We start from the raw sequence: 20,765 nt of genomic DNA, 5'->3' as shown, positions 1-20,765 counted from the left end.
GGAGGGCCCCGGCGGATCGCTCCGCCGGGGCCCTCCCGTCCTGCCGTGGTGCTGGGTGCTGCTGGTGGGTCGGGTCAGCCCCGGACCACCCGGAACCGCACGCGGTCCTTGCTGGGGTCGACGGTGTCCGAGCCCTTGTACTTCGCGTAGGCGACGTGCTTGCCCACGAAGTAGTCACGCTCGATGCGGAAGACGACCTTGCCGTCCTCCAGCATGCCGATGCCCATCCGCTTGCCGTCGATGCGCAGCACGACCTTGCCGTCCGGGGTGGCCCCGTCGGCCTCGACCTTGACCACGACCTTGAAGTCCTCGCGGTGCGAGGGCTTCTTCGGCACGACCTTCACCACGGTGGTGGAGTCGACCGCCTCCGGCGCCGGGGTGGGCGTCGGCGTGGGCGTGGGCGTCGGGGTGGTGGTCGGCGGCGTGGTGGGCGTGGTGCCCGTGCTGCAGACCTGCACCTTGACGTTGTCGACGTACCAGCCCTCGACGCCGTTGCAGCCGTCGCGGCCCATGTCGAAGCGGAACTTCACCGAGTCGCCGGCCTTCGCCACCTGGGCGAGGTCGATGACCGAGGTGCCCCACGAGCCGCCGAGCTGGCCGCCGTCGGTGCCGGTCCAGGCGGCCTCGCCGCCCATCGGGCCCTGGTCGGGGTCCATCGTGCCGCCGGGCGCGTTGAACAGGTACGCCTCGTTCGGCACCTGGGCGAACTCACCGCCGTTGACGCTGACCTTGACGTTGCCGCCGTCCCACGTCGCCTCGGAGGCCATGTAGTGGTCCCACTGCAGGCGCGGCGTGGTGCCGGCCGGCACCGTGATGGCGGGTGAGATCAGGCCGTTGCGGCTGGTGAGGTCGCCGGGTGCGCCACAGTTGCCGGCCACCGGGTCGGGGCCGAAGGCGACGCCGCCGGTGTGCTCGGGAGCCTCGGTCGAGGCCTCCCACGCAATGCCCTCGGAGACCGGCGAGCCGACCTCCTCGTCCTGGGTCCAGCCGGCGAGGCCGTCCTCGAAGTCCTCCGACCACGTGGTGGAGGTCGTGGTGCCCGCACCGCAGCCGAGCTCCGGGGCGCCGGGCTTGAGCAGCGGCTGCCAGTCGCACTCCGCGCTCGGGTCGAGGCGCAGCTCGGTCTCGGCGATGACGTCGGCGAGGATGGCGCAGTCCGCCTCGGTCGTGCCGCCCGCGATCACGCCGGCGCTGAAGGCGCCGTCGGAGCCGTCGGCCAGCTGCGGGTTGCCCACGGTGGCCTTGTCGAGGGCGATGCCCTGCAGGTCCTGGCAGGAGGCCTCGAGGCCGTCGGCCAGGTCGGGGAAGTACGACGTGGGCGTGAGGTAGTTGGTCTGGGTGTGCCAGAACAGCCACGCGGCCTTGTCGAGCCCGATGCCGGTGCCCTGTCCGTCCATGCCGTCCACGAGGAGCGCGAAGGTGCGGTTGACCACGCCGGAGTTGGTGTGGACGCCGCCGGAGTCCTCGCTGCCGCAGACGTACTCCTGGTCCGAGACCTTGCCCGGGTCGCCGTAGCAGTTCGGGTTCCACATGTCGCGGATCGCCCCGCCGAAGGCCGGGTCCGACTCGCCGGAGAGCCAGCGGTTGGTCGGGTCGGCGTCGGACGGCTCGGCCGCGATGGTGAAGCTCGTGGTGCCGGCCTGCTTGAACTTTTCGCCGTCGGCGTTGGAGACCATGACGCCGTAGAGGTCGGACTGGCCCGCGATGGAGCCCAGCGCGCCGGTCGGGGTGTTGCCGACGACGATGCCGCTCGCGCCCGCGTCCTCCGCGTTCGCGATCTTCGTGGCGAACGGGCAGGTGCCCCGGTCGACGTAGACCCAGTCGCCGTCGATGGCGGCGGCGTTGGTCAGCGGCGAGCAGCCGTCGGTGGTCGACGGTCCGTCGGCGTCGGCGGCGTCGGTGCCGACGACGGCGGTCGCGTTGACCGGCGTCTCGGTGATGACCGGGCCGAAGGAGGCCGGGACGTTCTCGCAGTCGCCGGCGACCTCCGCGGGAGCGGTGATCGTCATGACCGTGAGCGAGCGGGTGTACTGCGAGCAGTTGCCCGCCGTGCGCGGGACGTTGCCGCCGTCGGAGTTCGGCTCGCCGACGTCGTTCATGCGGTCGTTGAGCATGTCGACGGTCTCGCCCCAGATGTCGGAGTACGCCTCGTTCATCGCGCCGGCCTGCCACTGGTAGATCAGGCCCGAGGTCGACTCGGTGTAGGCGTGAGCCCACTCGTGGGCGACGGTGTCGTCACCGGTGACGCCGGAGCAGTAGTTGGTGGTGACGCCGTTCCAGTTGGCGTTGGGGCAGTCGATGGTCGGGTCGTTGTTGACCGTGATCATCTTGCCGCCCTGGCCGTCCCAGGCGTTGTAGCCGAAGGTGTTGCGGAACAGCCAGTAGGCCTCGCCGGTGCCGAGGACCTCGTTCTGCTGGTCCTGGTCGAGGCCGCCGGGGAAGTCCTGCCCCTCGGTGTAGACCTGGTCGGCGTCGACGAAGTCGTCGTTGGGGTCGCTCGGGGTGCCGTTGTCGTTGACGAAGGCCTCGTAGAGCTCGCGGTCCAGCGCGTCGGCCATCATCGACCAGCGGTTCAGGGGCTTGCCGCTGGCGGCGTCGAGGATGAGCGTCTCGCGCACCGACTTCTTGTTCCAGACCTCGACGGCCCAGGCGAGCTTCGCCTCGCCCTCGATGCCGCGCGGGGAGCCGGTGCGGTAGACGACCAGGTCGGCGGAGCGGACCTGGAGGCCCTTGCGGAACCCGCTGGGACCGCCGTCCTCGTAGCCGGCCGGCTTGGCGCTGACCGCCTGCAGCGCCTTCGCCGAGGCCTCCTGCTGCGACAGTCCGGGGGTCACGTCGAGGGAGAGGTCGGGGGCGGCGAAGCCGTTGACGGCGGTGAGGTCGCCGTCGCGGTCGACGAACGCCTTCAGCTCGCCGCCGAACACCGGGACGCCCCGGTAGGACTGGGCGAAGGTGATCGACCAGCCGGCCTTGCTGGCGTAGACCTCGGTCTGGCGCAGCTCGCCGGGCCGCGCGCCGAAGGCGGTGGCGTAGTCGTCGAGGTAGGCCGACGCCTTGGCGATCGCGCCCTGGCGGCCCTCGGCCGCGACGGCCGGGAGCAGGTCCTGGCCGGTGCCGTCCGCGCGGGCGAACCCGACGCGACCGGTGGCGGGGTTGGACCGGAGGTCGACCTTGCCGGCCGCGGCGTCCTTCAGCCGGCTGACGACCGACTGTTCCGCCTTGCTCGTCGGGGCCGCCTGGGCCGCGACGAGCGGCTGGGCGGCGAGCCCGGCGGCGATGAGAGCGAGGCCGAGGGTCAGGCCCTGGCCTCGGTTGGGCTGCTTCACGAGTTCTACCTCTCGCTCGCACCCGGGACATCCCCGAGTGATCTGGCACACCTTAGGGAGACGGAGTGGCGCGCGGGAAGCCCCGAGGAGTGGATTTTCCCGAGCCGTGCACCGCGAGCCGCACATCGTCCGCGGACGCGACGAGGCCCCGACGGACATGTCCGTCGGGGCCTCGCCGGTGGTGCGGTTGCTCAGCCTCGCTGGGTCAGCGGACGACCCGGAAGGTGAGCTTGTCCTTGCTGCGCTTCACGGTGTCGGAGCCCTTGTAGATCGCGACGAGCTTGTGCGTGCCGACCTTCAGGTCCTTGCGCACCGTGATGACCACGCGACCCTTGCGGATCTTGGCGGTGCCGACCTTCTTGCCGTCGATGCGGACGACGACCTTCCCGGTGGGCTTGCCGTCGCGCGACTTCACCTTCGTGACGACCTTGAAGTCCTGCCGGAACCGCGGCTTGCTCGGCTTCACCGAGGCAGAGGTCCGCGAGCCGGCCTTCTCCTGGCCGGGAGCCGCCTTGACCGTCACCGTGACCTTGGCGGTGGCCGAGGCCAGCGTCACGTCGCCGGAGTAGGTCGCGGTCAGCGTGTGCACGCCGACCGGCAGGTCCGCCGGGAGCGCGATGGTCGCCGCCCCGCCGTCGAGGGTGCCGCTGGCGACGGTCGAGCCGTCGGCCTTGGTCAGGGTGACGTCGCCGGTCGGGGCCGAGCCGACGTTGCCCTTGCGCGAGACCTTCACCTGGACCGCGGACGCCTCACCGAAGGTGGAGGGCTCGGGCAGGTGCACGGCCGTCATCTCGGTGGCCAGCTTGCACTGGATCAGCTGGACGTTGTCGATGTACCAGCCGTCGATGCCGCCGCAGCCGTCGCGACCGATGTCGAAGCGGAACTGCACGGTGTCGCCCGGCTCGATGCCGAGGGACTCGATGTCCACCTGCGACTGGCCCCACGAACCCTTGGCCTGGCCACCGTCGACGCCGGTGAAGCCGTCCTGGCCCTGGAGCGGGTTGGTGTTGCCCTGGCCCAGGGTGAAGATCTGGCCCGGGGCGTTGAACACGTAGGACTCGGCCGGGATGGTCTCGAAGGAGCCACCGTTGACGCTGACCTTGACGTTGCCGCCGTCGTAGCCGCTCTCGATCGCCACGTAGTGGTCGAAGGTGAGGCGCGGCGTCCGGAGGGTGTCCGGGAGCTCGACGATCGGCGAGGTGATGGAGTCACGGCTGGAGAAGTCGTCGCCACCGTCGCCGGTGCACGAGCCGAGGTCGGGCGTCGGGCCGTAGGCGACCTTGGTGGCGTGGCCGCCGGGCGCCTTCGCGACGGACTCCCACGGCTTGCCGAAGCCACCCGCGTAGTCGAACTCGGGAATGTCGGCGATCTCCTGCGAGGCGGTCCAGCCGGCCAGGCCGTCCTCGAAGTCCTCGCTCCAGATCGCGTCGCTGACGAAGCCCTCACCACACGGGTTGGGGGCGTTCTTGGCGAGCAGCGGCTGGAAGTCGCAGCGCACCGGCTCGGTCCGCATCTCGACCGCGGCGACGGCCTTGGTCAGCTGGGCGCAGTCGTCGGCCGTGATCGGGGTCGTGGCGACCTGACCGGCGTTCGGCGTGGTGCTCAGCTTGTTGATCGGCTGGCCGACGAGGTCGGCGCAGGACTGCTCGAAGGCGTCCGCGGCGTCGGTGAAGTTCGACGCCGGGGTGAGGTACGCCGTCTGGGCGCGCCACCAGATGTTGGCGGCCTTGTCGAGCCCGATGCCCGAGATGGTCTGGCCGTTGAACGTGCCGCCGTCGACGGTCAGCGCGTAGGCGTGGTTGGGCACGCCCGAGTTGCTGTGCACGCCGCCGGCGTCGGTCAGGGCCGGGTCGCACTTGTACTCGGCGTCGGTGACCTTGGCCGGGTCGCCGTAGCAGGTGGGCGACCACATGTCGCGGATCGCGCCACCGAAGGCGGTGGACTTCTCGCCCATCAGCCAGCGGGTCGAGTCGGCGCGGCCGGTGGTGTCCTCGGCCGCGATGCTGACCGTGGAGGTGCCGTTGGCCTTGAAGACCACGCCGTCGTCCTGGCCGACCATGACGCCCGGGATGTCGGCGGTGCCGGCCGGGCTGATCGGGAAGTCGACGTTGTTGTTGCCGATGACGAGGCCGGTGGCACCCGCCGCGACGGCGTTGTCGACCTTGACCTGGAACGAGCAGGTGCCGCGGTCCACGTAGGCGTACTTGCCCGCGATCGCGCCGGCGTTGGTGAACGCCGTGCAGCCGTCGGTCGTGGACGGACCCGTCGCGTTGGCGGCGTCGGTCGCGACCAGGACGGTCGCGGTGGTCGGGGTCGTGCTGAAGCCCGGGCCGAAGCCGGCCTCCACGGCCGTGCACTCACGGGTCGCCGGCGCGGTGATGTTCATCGTGATGCCGGCGGGGGCGGTGACGTCACAGCCCTCGGGACGCGGGGTCATGAAGCTCTCGCCCTCGTCCTCGCGACCGTTGATCTGGTCGAGGGTCTCGCCCCAGACGTCGGAGTAGGACTCGTTGAGCGCACCCGACTGGTACTGGTAGATCAGGCCGGAGGTGTACTCGGTGTAGGCGTGGCCCCACTCGTGCGACACGACGTCGTCGGAGGTGACGCCGTCGCAGTAGTTGGTGGTGGTGCCGTTCCAGTTGGCGTTGGGGCAGTCGATGGTCGGGTCGTTGTTGACCGTCTTCATCGTGGCGCCGGCGCCGTCGTAGGAGTCGCGGCCGAAGGCGTTGGAGTAGAGCCAGTAGGACTCGCCCGCGGAGTTCACCAGGTTCTGCTGGTCCTCGTTGAGGCCGCCCGGGAACGCGTCGCCCTCCGACCACACCGGCGTGGTGCCCGGGTTGAGCTCGTAGAGCTCGCGGTCGAGCGCGCCGTGCACGAGGGAGTAGCGGTTGATGATCTTGAGCGTCTGCGCGTCGAGCACGACGACGTCGCGGATGTTCTTGGCGTTGCTGACCTCGACCTGGTAGGCGAGGACCGCCTCGCCGGGCTCGCCCTTGACGAGGCCCTTGCGGTAGACGACCAGCTGCGGGTCGGCCTTGATCCCGGAGGTGTCGGCCGCGCCGCTGCCGTCGGCCTCGCTCGGCGGGTCGGACCTGACCCACCGCACGGCCTGGGCGCCGGCCTTGGCGGCGCTGGCCTTCGGGGTGACCGAGAGGTCGAGGTCGGGGACCGCGTTGCCGGCCACGCCGACCAGGTCGCCCTGGGCGTCGACGCTGACCTTCAGCTCACCGGCGTAGACCGGGATGCCGCGGTAGACCTGCTGGTAGGTGACGGTGGTGCCGTTGCCGTCCGTGGTGACACGCGACTGCTCGAGCTCGTCGGCGCGGGCGCCGAACGCGGCGGCGTAGCGGTCGACGTACTCGCCGGCCTTGGCCACCGCGTCCTTGCCGGACTTCGCGGCGACACCGGGGAGCAGGTCGCCGGTGCGGCCGTTGGCGGTCAGGAAGGTGACCTTGCCGGTGGCGGGGGAGCGCCTGACGGAGACCGAGGTGTTGGCCTCCTGGCGGAGCTGGGACACGACGTCGTCGGATCCGGCCGGCTGGGCCTGGACCGACGCTGCGGGTACCGCGGCGATGCCCGCGGCGAGGAGTGCAAGGGACAACCCTTGCCCGAGAAGCTTCACGTGATCTTCCTCCGGGGATGATGTGCGCACCCGGGACAGCCCCGAGTGATCCGGGTCACCATAAGCACCCGACCGCTCGGTCAGGAAGCCCCTGACCGAATACTTTCCTCTCCCGTGTCCCACAGGTGCCGGGACGCCACGACACGCACTGCTGTGATCCATGGGGCGGGTGTGACGGGGCCGTAGGGTCGGACCATGGCGACCCGTACGTCTTCCCCGCCGGGGTCGCGGAGCTCGAGCACGTCTGGAACCAAGCGCAGCACCAGTGGGTCGAGCACCCGATCACGGAGTACCAGCACCAAGCGTCCCGCCCCTCGCGCCTCCGCGGCGAAGGGGCGGAGCGGATCGAGCGCGTCCAAGCGCCGCCCCGCCGCGCGTCCCGCACCCCGTGCCGTGCGCAACGGCCCGGGGCCGGTGTCACGCGTGTTCGGCGCGCTCTGGCACGCGGTCGCCGCGATCTGGCTCGGGCTGGCGCACGGCGTCGGCGCGGTCGCCCGCTCGGTCGGGCAGTCCGCCCGCGACCTCGACCCCGAGCACCGGCGCGACGGCGTGGGGCTGTTCCTGCTGGGCCTCGCGACCGTGGTGGGCGCCGCCGTGTGGTGGCAGCTCCCCGGCGGCGTGATGGACCTCGCCCGCTCGGTGACCTCGGGCGCGGTCGGCAAGGTCGGCTGGCTGGTGCCGCTGTTCCTCGTGTGGGCCGGCTGGCGCACCCTGCGCGACCCGGAGCGCAACGGACCCGCGGGCCGCCAGGTCATCGGGTGGACCGCCTTCGCCCTCGGCCTGCTCGGCATCGTGCACATCGCCAACGGCAACCCGCAGCCCGTGCTCGGCGACGCGACCAACCTGCAGTCCGCGGGCGGCGCGGTCGGCTACGTCACCTCGAGCCTGCTGCTCGACCTGATGCAGACGCCCTACGTCGTGGTGCCGCTGCTCGCGCTGCTGATGACCTTCGGCGTGCTGATCATCTCCGCCACCCCGGTCTACCAGGTGCCTGCGCGGCTCGCCGAGCTCCGCGACCGTGCCCTGGGCCGCACCCACCCCGACGACCTCCCCACCGAGGACGCGGCCACCACGCCGGTGCGCACCCGCCGCCGGTCGATGCTCGACGACGACGTCGACCCCGAGATGGGCGACCCGGCCTACGACAGCCCGGTCCTGTCGGACCGCGAGCTGAAGAAGCGCAAGCGCAAGAAGGCCGACGAGGAGCCGGTCGAGGACTACGGCATCGACCTGTTCGCCGACGCCCCGACCGAGGTCAGCCCGGCGGTCGACGCCGGCGCGGGCAAGGACGACACCGGTCCGGTCGAGCCCCCGCCGCACACGCCGCTGCCCGCGCGCGTCGAGCAGCTCGCGCTCTCCGGTGACATCACCTACTCGCTGCCCGAGAACTCCGCCCTCAAGCCGGGTTCGGTCCACAAGGCACGGTCGAAGGCCAGCGACGCCGTCGTCGAGCGGCTGATGCAGGTGATGGACGAGTTCGGCATCGACGCCACCGTCACCGGCTACACCCGCGGCCCGACGGTCACCCGCTACGAGGTCGAGCTCGGCCCGGCGGTCAAGGTCGAGAAGGTCACGGCGCTGTCGAAGAACATCGCCTACGCGGTGGCCTCCGCGGACGTGCGGATCCTCAGCCCGATCCCGGGCAAGTCCGCGATCGGCATCGAGATCCCCAACACCGACAAGGAGATCGTCTCCCTCGGCGACGTGCTCCGCTCCAACACCGCCCGCTCGGACCACCACCCGATGGTCGCCGGCCTCGGCAAGGACGTCGAGGGCGGCTTCGTGGTGGCCAACATGGCCAAGATGCCCCACCTGCTGGTGGCCGGTGCCACGGGATCCGGAAAGTCGAGCTTCATCAACTCGCTGATCACCTCGATCCTCATGCGGGCCACCCCGGACGAGGTGCGGATGATCATGGTCGACCCCAAGCGGGTCGAGCTGAACGCCTACGAGGGCGTCCCGCACCTGATCACCCCGATCATCACCAACCCCAAGAAGGCCGCCGAGGCGCTGGCGTGGGTCGTGCGCGAGATGGACATGCGCTACGACGACCTGGCCAACTTCGGGTTCCGCCACATCGACGACTTCAACAAGGCGGTGCGTGCCGGCAAGGTCGAGGTGCCCCCGGGCAGCGAGCGCACCCTGTCGCCCTACCCGTACCTCCTGGTCATCGTCGACGAGCTCGCCGACCTGATGATGGTCGCCCCGCGCGACGTCGAGGACTCGGTCGTCCGGATCACCCAGCTCGCCCGCGCCGCCGGCATCCACCTCGTGCTCGCCACGCAGCGCCCGTCGGTCGACGTCGTCACCGGCCTGATCAAGGCCAACGTGCCGTCCCGGCTGGCGTTCGCCACCAGCTCGCTCGGCGACAGCCGCGTCATCCTCGACCAGCCGGGCGCCGAGAAGCTCGTCGGCCAGGGTGACGGCCTCTTCCTGCCGATGGGCGCCTCGAAGCCGGTGCGCGTCCAGGGCTCCTGGGTGACCGAGGCCGAGATCCACCAGGTCGTCAAGCACTGCAAGGACCAGCTCGAGCCCACCTACGTCGAGGACGTGACGGCGCCGAAGGAGTCCAAGCGCGACCTCGACGACGACATCGGCGACGACATGGAGCTCGTGGTCCAGGCCATCGAGCTCGTCGTCTCCACCCAGTTCGGGTCGACCTCGATGCTCCAGCGCAAGCTGCGCGTGGGCTTCGCCAAGGCCGGCCGCCTGATGGACATCATGGAGAGCCGCGGGGTCGTCGGACCCAGCGAGGGCTCCAAGGCACGCGACGTCCTGGTCAAGCCGGACGAGATCGACTCCGTGATCGCCACGTTGGAAGGGGGAGCCTGATGGGCGCCGAGGCACTGCACGAGGACCACGTCCGTGAGCACGACGAGATGACGGGGGACGGCCGCGAGGTGCTGGGCGTCGCCCCGGACGCCGTCGAGGTACGCCGTCGTGCCGGGGTCGCCGGGGGAGTCGGCCTCACCGCGTCCGCGGTGGCCATCGCCTACCTGGCACGGGCGACGCAGAGCGGCTCGGCCCTGGACTGGGCATTCGTCGTCGTGATGGGCCTGCTCGGCGCCTACTGGCTGGTCGGGCTGGTCGACGCGCGCACGCCGCTGCTCGTCGCCGACGTGCAGGGCATCCGGATCCGGCTCGGCCGCACGTGGCGCGGGCTGCCGTGGACGGCGGTGCACCACGTGGAGCACCTCCCGCGTCGGGGCCCGCTGCGCGACGGCCGGCTCGTCGTGGTGCCCCACAACCTCGAGCTGATCGAGTCCGAGCTCTCCGGGGCCGGCAAGCGGCACACCGTCGTCTCCCGCCTGCTGCACGGCGCTCCGCTGGCCGTGCCGCTGGGCCTGGCCACGCGCGTGACCGGTGCCGACGGCGACCTCACCGAGGCGCTCGGCCGGGTCGCCCGCGACGCCAGCCAGGTCGTGGTGCTGGAGCCCGTCGCCGACGAGGCGCCCGAGCAGGACCTCGACGCCGACGAGCCCGGCGCGGTCGACGAGGACCGTGCGAGCGGCGCCGAGCCGGTCGTCGCAAGCCCGACCCCCGCTGCGCTGCGCGAGACGGGAGCCGCGCGCCGCTCGGAGGTGCGTCGCGAGGTCGAGGTCGAGACCGACACCGAGCCCGAGGGGCGCGAGCACCACCGCGCCGGCCGGGTCAGCCTGGTCGAGGAGACGCAGTCGTGGGGCGACCGGGTGCGGGCGATCGCCCGGCCCGGCGAGCCCGTCGAGCCGCTCGTGCTCGACGACTTCGAGGTCGAGCCGGCCGAGGACCCGGTCATCGGCCCGGAGCTCGCCGCCGCGCGTACGCGGATCGGCCTCACCGTCGACCAGCTCGCCGAGCGGACCCGGATCCGCCCGCACGTCATCGAGGCCGTCGAGGTCGACGACTTCGAGCCCTGCGGCGGCGACTTCTACGCGCGCGGCCACCTCCGCACGCTCGCCCGGGTGCTCGGCGTGGACGTCGCGCCGCTGCTGGCCTCCTACGACGAGCGCTACGCCCACGCCCCGATCAACCCGCGCCGGGTCTTCGAGGCCGAGCTCGCCACCGGCGCCAACGGCTCGATCCGCGGCACCCGCGGCGGTCCGAACTGGTCGGTGCTGGTCGCGGTCGTGATGGCCCTCGTGCTGGCCTGGTCGATCGCCCGCCTGGTCATGGACACCCCGCCCGAGCTGCGCGGCGCCACCCCGGTCCTCAACGGGTCGGGCGGACCGCAGGGCGCGGCGAGCGCGCCGGCCGCCAAGCCGGTCGCGGTCGTGGTCTCCGCCCCCTCGTCGGGTGCCCGCGTGGTCGTCCGCGACGCGGCCGGCACGATCGTGTTCAAGGGCAGCCTGGCCGTCGGCCAGACCCGCGAGCTCGAGGTGTCGCCCCCGGTCCGGGTCCAGTCGACCGACGGCGGCGTCACCGTCACGGTCGCCGGCGGGACGGCGCGTCCGGTCGGCGAGGCCGGCGTCGCCGGCCAGGGCACCTTCGTCGCCGACTGACCCCGCGACCCGGCAGTCAGGGGACGGGGACGCAGAGCACGGGGCGGTCGGCGAGGTGCAGGAGCTTGTGGGGCGTCGAGCCCAGGAGCGCACCGCGGAACGGGCTGTCACCAGCGGTGCCGACGACGATCACGGAGGCGTCGAGCTCGGCGCCGACCTGCAGGAGTGCCTCCGCGGGCTTGGCGTCCACGAGCCGCACGCTCGTCTCGACGCCGCTCGCGCGGGCCCGCTCGAGGGCGTGGGCGGTGGCCGACCGCCCCATCTCCAGCAGCGCCTCGAGGTGCGTGCGCGCCTCCTCGCCCATCCGGCCCGGTGGCGCAGCGCCGTAGACGAGGACCAGGTCCTCGCCGAAGCGGGTGGCGACCTGGATCGCCACCTCGAGGGCCGCGTCGGCCCCCGGCGACTCGTCGTAGCCCAGCAGCACCGTCATCGGTCTCAGCCCTCCAATCCGTCGGGATCCGGGCGCGGGGACTTCAGCCCGTGCACGACGTCGGGGTCGGGCAGCGACGGGCGCTCGGCCCAGTAGCGCCGGTCCTGTGCCCGCCACACCAGCATGCACACCACCCCGACGAGGAAGATCGCGATGCCGATGACCAGCGGCGGACCGACCCCGAACCACGCCTGGCCGCTGTAGGAGTTGGCGGGGTCGGACTGGTCGCGGACGGCCAGCACCAGCAGCCAGGCGAGCATCAGCGCGCCGACGACCGGGCCGACGCCGATCAGCAGCAGGCTGCGCACGCTCTCAGTGAGGTGCTTGCGGTAGTAGACGGCACACGCGACACCGGTCAGCGCGTAGTAGAAGGCGATCAGCAGCGCGAGCGCGGTGAGGGAGTCGAAGAGCGCGTTCTCGCTGACGAGGTACATGCCGACGTACCAGACGATGGCGATGGCGGCGACGGTCCACGTACTGACGTCGGGCGTGCGGTGGCGCGGGTGGATGTGGCCCAGGCGCGCGGGGATCGCGGCTCGTCGGGCCATGGACAGCCCGGTGCGCGAGGCCGGGATGATCGTCGTCTGGGTGGAGGCGATCGCGGCCGTCGACACCGACAGCAGCAGCACCCAGCTCCACCCGCCGAGCACCTCGGTGGCGAGGGTGTAGAACACCGCCTCCTCCTCACCGGCGTTGTCGGCCAGCCACTGGGTCCCCGCGAAGGCCACCACGGCGACCGCCACCGACACGTAGGTCCCCAGCAGGATCACCGTCGAGAGCATGGCGGCGCGACCGGGCGTGCGGTCGCCGTCGGTGGTCTCCTCGCTCAGGTTGACCGCCGACTCCCAGCCCCAGTAGGCGAAGACGCCCAGCAGGAGGCCGGAGCTGAGGGCGGCGCCGCCGGCACCGAACGGGTCGAGCCACCCGACGGCGGGCGTGACCTCGTCGAGCGGGCTGTCGCCGCCGACCGCGCGCACGATCGCGACCACCGCGAAGACCAGCAGGGAGACGACCTGCACGAGGATGAGGACGTTCTGGAGCCGCGCCGACACGTCGGTGCCGAGCACGCAGATCCAGGTCATCGCGAGCACCAGCACCACCGCGAGGGGCATCCGCACCCACGCCTCGTCGCCGGCCGAGACCAGCGCGTCGCTGCGCACCAGCTCGCCGAGGCCGTAGAGCCCGAACCGCACGCCCACGTCGGCCAGCGAGCCGACGATCAGCACGCCGGTCATCATGATCGCCCAGCCGCCGAGCCACCCGAACCACGGCCCCATCGCGCGCGTCACCCAGCTGAACGTCGTCCCGCAGTCCGGGTCGACCCGGTTGAGGTAGAGAAACGCCGCCGCGATCAGCGCCATCGGGACGAACGACGCGAGCAGGATGCCGGGCGCGTGCACCCCGGCGAGCGCAGTGACCGCGCCGATGATGGCGGCCAGGGAGTAGGCGGGCGACGTGGACGCCAGCCCGATCACGAGCGCGTCCACGAAGCCGATGGCTCCCGCCCTCAGCTCACCGTTCCCCGTCTGCGTGTCCGTCATGGCAGCTCCGCTCGACCGTGGGGAATGTCTACCGGAACGCACGGCGCCCGGAAACCCCGGAATGGGGGATGTGGGAGCCCGACCCGGCATACTCACGGGTGCGATGACCACTGACACCGAGCTTTCCCTGACCCCGCTGAACGTCGCCGTGGTGACGCTCGGCTGCGCCCGCAACGAGGTCGACTCCGAGGAGCTGGCCGGACGCCTCGAGGCGGGCGGGTTCCTCCTGGTCGAGGACCCGGAGGACGCCGACACGGTCGTGGTCAACACCTGCGGCTTCGTCGAGGCGGCCAAGAAGGACTCCGTCGACACGCTGCTCGAGGCGGCCGACCTCAAGGCGTCGGCCGGCAACGGCGGGCGCGCGCAGGCCGTGGTGGCCGTCGGGTGCCTCGCCGAGCGCTACGGCAAGGACCTCGCCGAGTCGCTGCCCGAGGCCGACGCGGTGCTCGGCTTCGACGACTACCCCGACATCGCGTCGAAGCTGCGCGCCATCGTCGGCGGCGAGACCCACCACCCCCACACGCCCTCCGACCGGCGTCGGCTGCTGCCGATCTCGCCGGTCGACCGGGACGCGTCCGCCATCTCGGTGCCGGGCCACGAGCCGGTCACGGCCGACGTGTCCGAGATCGGGGCGGGTGCGCCCGCCACGGGGCCGCGCGCCGTGCGTCGCCGGCTCGACGCCGGGCCGATGGCCCCGCTCAAGCTGGCCAGCGGCTGCGACCGGCGCTGCTCCTTCTGCGCCATCCCGAGCTTTCGCGGCTCGTTCGTCAGCCGCCGTCCCAGCGACGTGCTGCAGGAGGGGCAGTGGCTCGCCACGCAGGGCGCCAAGGAGCTGTTCCTCGTCAGCGAGAACTCCACGTCCTACGGCAAGGACCTCGGCGACCTCCGCCTGCTCGAGACCCTGCTGCCCGAGCTGGCCGGGATCGACGGGGTCGAGCGGGTGCGGGTGTCCTACCTCCAGCCCGCCGAGACGCGTCCCGGCCTGATCGAGGCGATCGCCTCCACGCCGGGGGTCGTGCCCTACTTCGACCTGTCCTTCCAGCACGCCAGCGCCTCGGTGCTGCGCCGGATGCGCCGCTTCGGTGATCCCGAGAGCTTCCTCGGGCTGCTCGAGCAGGTGCGCACCCTCGCCCCGCTCGCCGGCGTGCGCGCCAACGTCATCGTCGGCTTCCCCGGCGAGACCGAGGACGACCTGCAGACCCTGTGCGACTTCCTCGTCGCCGCCCGCATGGACGTCACCGGCGTCTTCGGCTACTCCGACGAGGACGGCACCGAGGCGGCCGGGTTCGCCGAGGACCTCAAGCTCGACGAGGACGAGGTCCGTGCGCGGACCGAGCACGTGTCGACGCTCGTCGAGGAGCTCAACGCCCAGCGGGCCGAGGAGCGCATCGGCGAGGAGGTGCGGGTGCTGGTCGAGTCGGTGTCCGACGGCGTCGTCGAGGGACGCGCAGACCACCAGGGTCCGGAGGTCGACGGCACCACCGTGGTCGTCGGCGCTTCCGGTGCACGCGTCGGCGACCTGCTCACCGCGACCGTCACCGGCACCGACGGTGTCGACCTGGTCGCCCACCCCACCGCGGACGGAGCCGACCGATGAGCACCGAGCAGCGCGAGGTCTCCAACCTCAACGTCCCCAACGTCCTGACCACGCTCCGCATCGTGATGGTGCCGTTCTTCGGGTGGGCGCTGCTGCACGACGGCGGCAACGACCCGCTGTGGCGGTGGGTCGCGTTCGCGCTCTTCGCCGTCGCGATGATCACCGACAAGATCGACGGCGACCTCGCCCGCAAGCACGGGCTGGTCACCGACTTCGGCAAGATCGCCGACCCGATCGCCGACAAGGCCATCACCGGCATGGCCTTCATCGGGCTGTCGATCGTCGGCGACGTCTGGTGGTGGGTCACGGTCGTCGTGCTGCTGCGCGAGTGGAGCGTGACGCTGCTGCGGCTCTCGGTCCTCAAGCAGGTCGTGATCCCCGCTGCGCAGAGCGGCAAGATCAAGACCGTGCTCCAGGCCTTCGCGCTCGCCGGGCTCACGTGGCCGCTGCCGCACGGTGACGCGCACGGCGGTGCCTTCGACTTCTGGCCCGGCCCGACGGGCGAGGTGCTGTTCTACCTCAGCCAGGTCATGATCGCCGGCGCCGTCGCGATGACGCTGTGGTCGGGCTGGGAGTTCGTCCGCGAGGTGCGCCGCCAGCGCGTGCGCCCCGCCTGAGGACCGCGTGGAGCGGGTCCGGGGAGAACACTGACCGACAGGTCGGGAAATCGTTGTCGTGCCGAGACGAGGCCCGGCGGATCGGACGCTAGGGTGAGCCGACTCACACGCACCCTGACGAAAGGCCACCTCGTGTCAGCATCACGAACCGGTCGCGGGATCGCCCTCGCGACCACCCTGACGGGGCTCGTGGCAGCCCCGCTCGCCGTCATCTCGACGGCGACGCCGGCGAACGCCGCACCCGTCACGATCCAGATCCTGGCGACCAACGACTTCCACGGTCGACTCCTCTCCAACACCTCCAACGGTGCCCAGGAGGCCGGCGCAGCCCAGCTCGCCGGCGCCGTCAAGCAGCTGGAGTCCGACCACCCCGGCACGACCGTGTTCACCGCGGCCGGTGACCTGATCGGCGCCTCGACCTTCGAGTCGTTCATCCAGCGTGACAAGCCGACGCTCGACGCGATGAACGCCGCGGGCCTCGACGTCTCGTCTGCCGGCAACCACGAGTTCGACGCCGGCTACAACGACCTCGTCAGCCGCGTGATGGCGCCCTACGACGCCACCACCAACCCCGAGGGCGGCGCCAACTGGCAGTACATCGCCGCCAACGTGCGCAAGAAGTCCGACAGCTCCTACGCCCTCCCGGACGTCACGGCCCGGACGCCCGACGCCAACGACGCCTCCGACGGCGGCACCTGGACGACCACGGTCGGCGGCGTGAAGATCGGCTTCGTCGGCGGCGTCACCGAGGAGCTCCCGAGCCTGGTGAGCCCGTCGGGCATCGCCGACCTCAAGATCTCCAGCATCATCGACGAGACCAACGCCGCTGCCGACCGGCTCAAGGCCGACGGTGCCGACGTCGTCGTGCTGCTGGTCCACGAGGGGGCGCCCGACACCACGCTGGCGTCGGCGTCGAGCAACGCCAACGCCTTCGGCCGCATCGTCAACGGCGTCGACAGCGACGTCAGCGCGATCATCTCCGGCCACACCCACCTGGCCTACAACCACACGATCAACGGGCGTCCGGTCGTGTCGGCCGGCCAGTACGGCACCAACCTCAACCGCCTCGTCATGAGCGTCGACCCCGACACCGACGCGGTGTCGGTGACGACCAACGACATCGTCCGGGCCAACACGGTCACGCTGACCGACCAGACGGCCATCGACACCAAGGCGGCCGTGACCACCCTCGTCAACGACGCGGTCACCAAGGCCGACGTCCTCGGCGCCCGGGTGCTCGGCAAGATCGCCGGTCCCTTCAACCGCGCCAAGCTCGCCGACGGCAGCGAGAACCGCGGTGGCGAGTCCACCGCCGGCAACCTCGTCGCCGAGGTGCAGCGCTGGGTGACGTCGACCCCCGAGGCCGGCGGCGCGCAGATCGCGTTCATGAACCCCGGTGGCCTCCGCCAGGACATGACCGGAGTGGCGGGCGGCTTCCCGGCCAACCTGACCTACAAGCAGGCCGCAGTGGTCCAGCCGTTCGCCAACACCCTGGTCAACATGAAGATGACAGGCGCGCAGATCAAGACGGTGCTCGAGCAGCAGTGGCAGCGCGACGGCAGCGGCAACGTGCCGACCCGCCCGTTCCTGCGCCTCGGCGTCTCCGAGGGCTTCCTCGCCACCTACGACGCCAAGCGTCCCGAGGGTGACCGGGTGACCGGGATGTGGCTCAACGGGAAGGCGATCGACAAGGCCGCGTCGTACTCGGTCACGGTCAACTCGTTCCTCGCCAGCGGCGGCGACAACTTCCGCGGGTTCAACGCCGGCACCGGCAAGCGCGACACCGGCCGCGTCGACCTGCAGGCGATGGTCGACTACATGGCCGCGAAGGCCGCGACCACCCCGCTGGCCGTCCGCTCGGAGCAGCGCCAGGTCGGCGTCTCCTGGCCGGCCGGCGCCCCGCGCTTCTACCGCATCGGCCAGGACGTGAAGCTGTCGCTGTCCTCGCTCGCCATGAGCACCGCGGCCGACGCCAAGGACGCCGCCCTCGCGGTCAAGGCCGGCGACGTCACCATCGGCTCCACCGCGGTCGACAACACGATCGGCACCAGCCCGTTCGACGACTACGGCACCAGCGCGGTGTCGGTGAAGCTCAAGGGCAAGACGAAGACCGGCAAGCAGATGCTGACCTTCACCGGTGCCACGACCGGCACGACGTTCTCGCTTCCGATCGACGTCCGCAAGGCCAAGGGCGCGCTCAAGGTCCGCACCAAGCCCGAGCAGGTCGTGAAGGGCAAGACCCGCCTGCGCCTGAAGCTGAAGGCCTCGGCCCTCGGCATCTCCAAGGTGACCGGCAAGATCACGGTCAAGGCCGGCGGCAAGACCTACACGGTCAAGCTCAAGAAGGGCAAGGCGTTCCTGCGCCTCGACCGCTTCACCCACACCGGCAAGAAGCGGATCGTCGTGTCCTACGCGGGCAACCGCAAGATCCGCGGCGACCGCGAGGTCGTCGTGGTGAAGGTGCGCCGCCGCTGACGCGCTGACGCACCCCGTTCGTACGAGGCGGCCCTCGTCCTGCTCACCGCAGGGCGAGGGCCGCCTGCACGAGGGCGAGGTGGCTGAACGCCTGCGGGAAGTTGCCGGCCATCCGGCCGTGGTCGGCGTCGTACTCCTCCGCGAGCAGGCCCACGTCGTTGGTCAGGCCGCACAACCGGTCGAAGAGGTCGTGCGCCTCCTCGCGCCGGCCCGCCGCCGCGAGCGCCGAGACCAGCCAGAACGAGCACGCCAGGAACGGGTGCTCGGAGCCGGCGAGGCCGTCGACCCCGGTGTCGGTGCGGTAGCGCAGGAGCAGGCCGTCGCGCAGCAGGTCCTCCTGCACCGCCGCGATCGTGCCGAGGACGCGTGGGTCGTCGGCGGGCAGGAACCCGACGAGCGGGATGACGAGCAGCGAGGCGTCGACCTCACGGGTGTCGTAGTGCTGGGTGAACGTGCCGCGATCGGCGTCCCAGCCCTTGTCCAGCACCTCCGCGCGCACCCGGTCGCGCAGCTCGCGCCACCGGTCGACCGGTCCCGGGAGGCCGTGCTCCTCGACGGCCCGCACGGCGCGGTCGAAGGCGACCCAGACCATCACCCGCGAGTGGGTGAAGTGCCGCAGCGGTCCGCGGATCTCCCACAGGCCGTGGTCGGGGTCGTCCCAGTGCGCGGTGAGCTCGTCGACGAGCGCTCGCTGCAGCGCCCACGAGTTGCCGGTCTCCTCGAGCCCGGCCCGACGGGCCAGGTCGAGCGCGATCATCACCTCGCCGAGCACGTCGTTCTGCCGCTGCGACACCGCACCGTTGCCGATCCGGACCGGGCGGCTGCCGGCGTAGCCGGGCAGGTGCTCGAGCTCGCGCTCGGGCAGCTCGCGGCCGCCGTCGACGGTGTACATGATCTGCAGGTCGGCCGGGTCGCCGGCGACCGCGCGCAGCAGCCAGCGGCGCCACTGCAGCGCCTCCTCCTCGTAGCCTGCGCCGAGCAGCGACTCCAGCGTGAGGGCCGCGTCGCGCAACCAGCAGTAGCGGTAGTCCCAGTTGCGCTCGCCGCCGAAGTCCTCGGGCAACGACGTGGTCGGTGCGGCGACGATCCCGCCGGTGTCCTGGTGGGTCATCAGCATCAGCGTGAGCAGGCTGCGTCCCACGAGGTCGGCGTGCGGCACGTCCTGCGGTGCCCGGGCCGACCAGGCGCGCTGGTGCTCGACGGTGGCCCGGATCCGCTCGGTGCGGCCGAGGGGGACGGGGACGTCGTGCCAGGAATGCACCCACGTCATCGAGAAGGTCATCTCCTCGCCGGCGACGAGGTCGAACTCGTCGTCGTGGTGGCCCTCGTGTCCCCGGGGGAGGCGCGGTCCGCGCAGGACCAGCTTGTCCGGGCCGGCGACCGCGACGACCACCTCCTCGTCGAAGGCCTGCTCGCGGCTCACCCAGGGACGCACGCGCCCGTAGTCGGTGCGGACCCGCCAGTCGTGGGCGACCCGGACCCGTCCGCGGGTGCAGGTGACCCGCCGCACGACGTCGGCGCGCCCGTCGCCGGTCGGCATCACGTCGAGCAGCACCAGCTCGCCGCCGGCGGTGGTGAACGTGGTCTCCAGCAGCGCGGTGCCGTCGACGTACCTCCTGCTGGTCGACACCACCGGCTCGGCCGGGGCGAGCAGCCAGCGGCCGTGCTCCTCGGAGCCGAGCAGCGCGGCGAAGCAGGCGGGGGAGTCGAAGCGGGGCAGGCACAGCCAGTCGATCGAGCCGTCCCTGCCGACCAGTGCGGCAGTGGCACGGTCGCCGATCAGTGCGTAGTCCTCGATGGGGAGGGGCATGCGGCTAGTGTCACCGACATGTGGCTGCCGCAGGCGCACCTCGCGCTCGACCTGCTGGTGGGCAGCGGTGGGACGGTGGCGTGCGCCGAGTCGCTGACCGGTGGCCTGCTCGCTGCCCGGCTCACGGACGTCCCGGGTGCGTCGCGGGCCCTCGTCGGCGGCGTGGTCTCCTACGCGACGCGGGTCAAGGTGTCGCTGCTGGACGTGCCCGAGGACGTGGTGGCGCGGCACGGCGTGGTGTCCGGCGAGTGCGCCGCCGCGATGGCGCAGGGCGTGCGCCGGCGCCTGGACGCGACCTGGGGCGTGTCGACGACCGGGGTCGCCGGGCCCGACCCGCAGGAGGGGCACCCGGCAGGCACCGTGTGGGTCGGCGTGGCCGGCCCCGACGGGCTCCGCACGCGCCTGCTCGCGCTCGAGGGGGACCGGAGCGGGATCCGGGAGGCCACCTGCGCCGCGGCCCTCGACCTGCTGGTCGAGACGATGCGCGGATCCTCGCCCGGGAAGAAACCCTCCTCGGGTAGCGTTGGCCCCACGACTCCACTCGACCGAGAGTAAGGACATCGCGCATGGTTCTCTTCCGACGACTGCTCGGTGAGGTGCTGCGCGGTGCCCGCATGCAGCGGGGGATGACCCTGCGCGACCTCTCCGCCGAGGCCCGGGTCAGCCTGGGCTACATCTCCGAGATCGAGCGGGGGCAGAAGGAGGCGTCCTCCGAGCTCCTCGCCTCGCTGTGCCAGGCGATGGACCTCCCGCTCTCCGACGTGCTCCGCGACGTCGCCGACGCGGTGGCGCTCGAGGAGGTCGCGCTCGGCCTGGTGCCGAGCGCGCCGATCGGCGCCGGCGACGTGGTCGCCTCCGCCGCCTGACGC

Annotated in this window: 12 protein-coding genes; 7 read left to right on the top strand and 5 right to left on the bottom strand. The window is 71.8% G+C overall.

Going from position 1 to position 20,765, the window contains the following annotated elements:
• Positions 1-74: 74 nt before the first annotated feature.
• Together KDN32_RS11195 and KDN32_RS22875 are read right to left on the bottom strand one after the other, a co-directional pair.
• Positions 75-3,326, bottom strand: coding sequence for a M4 family metallopeptidase (locus tag KDN32_RS11195; protein ID WP_211732056.1), 3,252 nt, complete (start codon positions 3,324-3,326; stop codon positions 75-77).
• A gap of 205 nt (positions 3,327-3,531) precedes the next feature.
• Positions 3,532-6,948, bottom strand: a complete 3,417-nt coding sequence (locus KDN32_RS22875; protein ID WP_211732053.1) for a M4 family metallopeptidase — start codon at positions 6,946-6,948, stop codon at positions 3,532-3,534.
• 195 nt (positions 6,949-7,143) lie between these two features.
• Here KDN32_RS22875 and KDN32_RS11185 point away from each other — a divergent pair, with 195 nt between their 5' ends.
• Together KDN32_RS11185 and KDN32_RS11180 are read left to right on the top strand one after the other, a co-directional pair.
• Positions 7,144-9,780, top strand: a complete 2,637-nt coding sequence (locus KDN32_RS11185) for an FtsK/SpoIIIE family DNA translocase (RefSeq protein ID WP_211732051.1) — start codon at positions 7,144-7,146, stop codon at positions 9,778-9,780.
• Positions 9,780-11,426, top strand: coding sequence for a helix-turn-helix domain-containing protein (locus tag KDN32_RS11180; RefSeq protein ID WP_211732049.1), 1,647 nt, complete (start codon positions 9,780-9,782; stop codon positions 11,424-11,426). Before KDN32_RS11185 ends, KDN32_RS11180 begins: the two co-directional genes overlap by 1 nt.
• Positions 11,427-11,442: 16 nt before the next feature.
• On the opposite strand, the gene KDN32_RS11175 is transcribed toward KDN32_RS11180, so the two are convergent.
• Both KDN32_RS11175 and KDN32_RS11170 read right to left on the bottom strand, forming a co-directional pair.
• Positions 11,443-11,856, bottom strand: a complete 414-nt coding sequence (locus KDN32_RS11175; protein ID WP_211732047.1) for a universal stress protein — start codon at positions 11,854-11,856, stop codon at positions 11,443-11,445.
• 5 nt (positions 11,857-11,861) lie between these two features.
• A complete protein-coding gene (locus KDN32_RS11170; protein ID WP_211732045.1) occupies positions 11,862-13,397 on the bottom strand; it encodes an APC family permease in 1,536 nt (511 codons plus the stop codon).
• Between the two features lie 136 nt (positions 13,398-13,533).
• On the opposite strand from KDN32_RS11170, the gene rimO reads away from it, so the two are divergent.
• The 3 genes from rimO to KDN32_RS11155 all read left to right on the top strand — a co-directional run bounded on the left by rimO (position 13,534) and on the right by KDN32_RS11155 (position 18,086).
• Positions 13,534-14,994, top strand: coding sequence for a 30S ribosomal protein S12 methylthiotransferase RimO (gene rimO / locus KDN32_RS11165; RefSeq protein ID WP_211732510.1), 1,461 nt, complete (start codon positions 13,534-13,536; stop codon positions 14,992-14,994).
• Positions 14,991-15,611: a CDP-diacylglycerol--glycerol-3-phosphate 3-phosphatidyltransferase gene (gene pgsA / locus KDN32_RS11160; protein WP_211732043.1), complete on the top strand. Its 621-nt coding sequence runs from the start codon at positions 14,991-14,993 to the stop codon at positions 15,609-15,611. Before rimO ends, pgsA begins: the two co-directional genes overlap by 4 nt.
• A 132-nt stretch (positions 15,612-15,743) precedes the next feature.
• The gene (locus KDN32_RS11155) at positions 15,744-18,086 is read left to right on the top strand and encodes a bifunctional metallophosphatase/5'-nucleotidase (RefSeq protein WP_211732041.1); all 2,343 of its coding nucleotides are present in this window, start codon (positions 15,744-15,746) and stop codon (positions 18,084-18,086) included.
• 43 nt (positions 18,087-18,129) lie between these two features.
• Here the strand turns inward: KDN32_RS11155 and KDN32_RS11150 are convergent, their stop codons facing one another.
• Entirely contained in the window at positions 18,130-19,896 is a 1,767-nt protein-coding gene (locus KDN32_RS11150) for a glycoside hydrolase family 15 protein (protein ID WP_211732039.1), read from the bottom strand.
• Positions 19,897-19,914: 18 nt separating this feature from the next.
• On the opposite strand from KDN32_RS11150, the gene KDN32_RS11145 reads away from it, so the two are divergent.
• Both KDN32_RS11145 and KDN32_RS11140 read left to right on the top strand, forming a co-directional pair.
• Positions 19,915-20,451: a CinA family protein gene (locus tag KDN32_RS11145; RefSeq protein WP_211732037.1), complete on the top strand. Its 537-nt coding sequence runs from the start codon at positions 19,915-19,917 to the stop codon at positions 20,449-20,451.
• 11 nt (positions 20,452-20,462) lie between these two features.
• Positions 20,463-20,762, top strand: coding sequence for a helix-turn-helix domain-containing protein (locus KDN32_RS11140; protein ID WP_211732035.1), 300 nt, complete (start codon positions 20,463-20,465; stop codon positions 20,760-20,762).
• Positions 20,763-20,765 lie beyond the last annotated feature (3 nt).

It is taken from the genome of Nocardioides palaemonis (assembly GCF_018275325.1).
In the GTDB taxonomy this organism is placed as follows: domain Bacteria; phylum Actinomycetota; class Actinomycetes; order Propionibacteriales; family Nocardioidaceae; genus Nocardioides; species Nocardioides palaemonis.
The sequence above is the reverse complement of the archived record's forward strand: the minus strand, read 5'-3'. Positions and strand labels throughout refer to the sequence as shown.

Coding starts and splice junctions, on each gene's coding strand:
- KDN32_RS11145 (WP_211732037.1), top strand. CDS start 19,915: ATGTGGCTGCCGCAGGCGCACCTCGCGCTCGACCTGCTGGTGGGCAGC.
- KDN32_RS11180 (WP_211732049.1), top strand. CDS start 9,780: ATGGGCGCCGAGGCACTGCACGAGGACCACGTCCGTGAGCACGACGAG.
- KDN32_RS11150 (WP_211732039.1), bottom strand. CDS start 19,896: ATGCCCCTCCCCATCGAGGACTACGCACTGATCGGCGACCGTGCCACT.
- KDN32_RS11175 (WP_211732047.1), bottom strand. CDS start 11,856: ATGACGGTGCTGCTGGGCTACGACGAGTCGCCGGGGGCCGACGCGGCC.
- KDN32_RS11170 (WP_211732045.1), bottom strand. CDS start 13,397: ATGACGGACACGCAGACGGGGAACGGTGAGCTGAGGGCGGGAGCCATC.
- pgsA (WP_211732043.1), top strand. CDS start 14,991: ATGAGCACCGAGCAGCGCGAGGTCTCCAACCTCAACGTCCCCAACGTC.
- KDN32_RS11140 (WP_211732035.1), top strand. CDS start 20,463: ATGGTTCTCTTCCGACGACTGCTCGGTGAGGTGCTGCGCGGTGCCCGC.
- KDN32_RS11185 (WP_211732051.1), top strand. CDS start 7,144: ATGGCGACCCGTACGTCTTCCCCGCCGGGGTCGCGGAGCTCGAGCACG.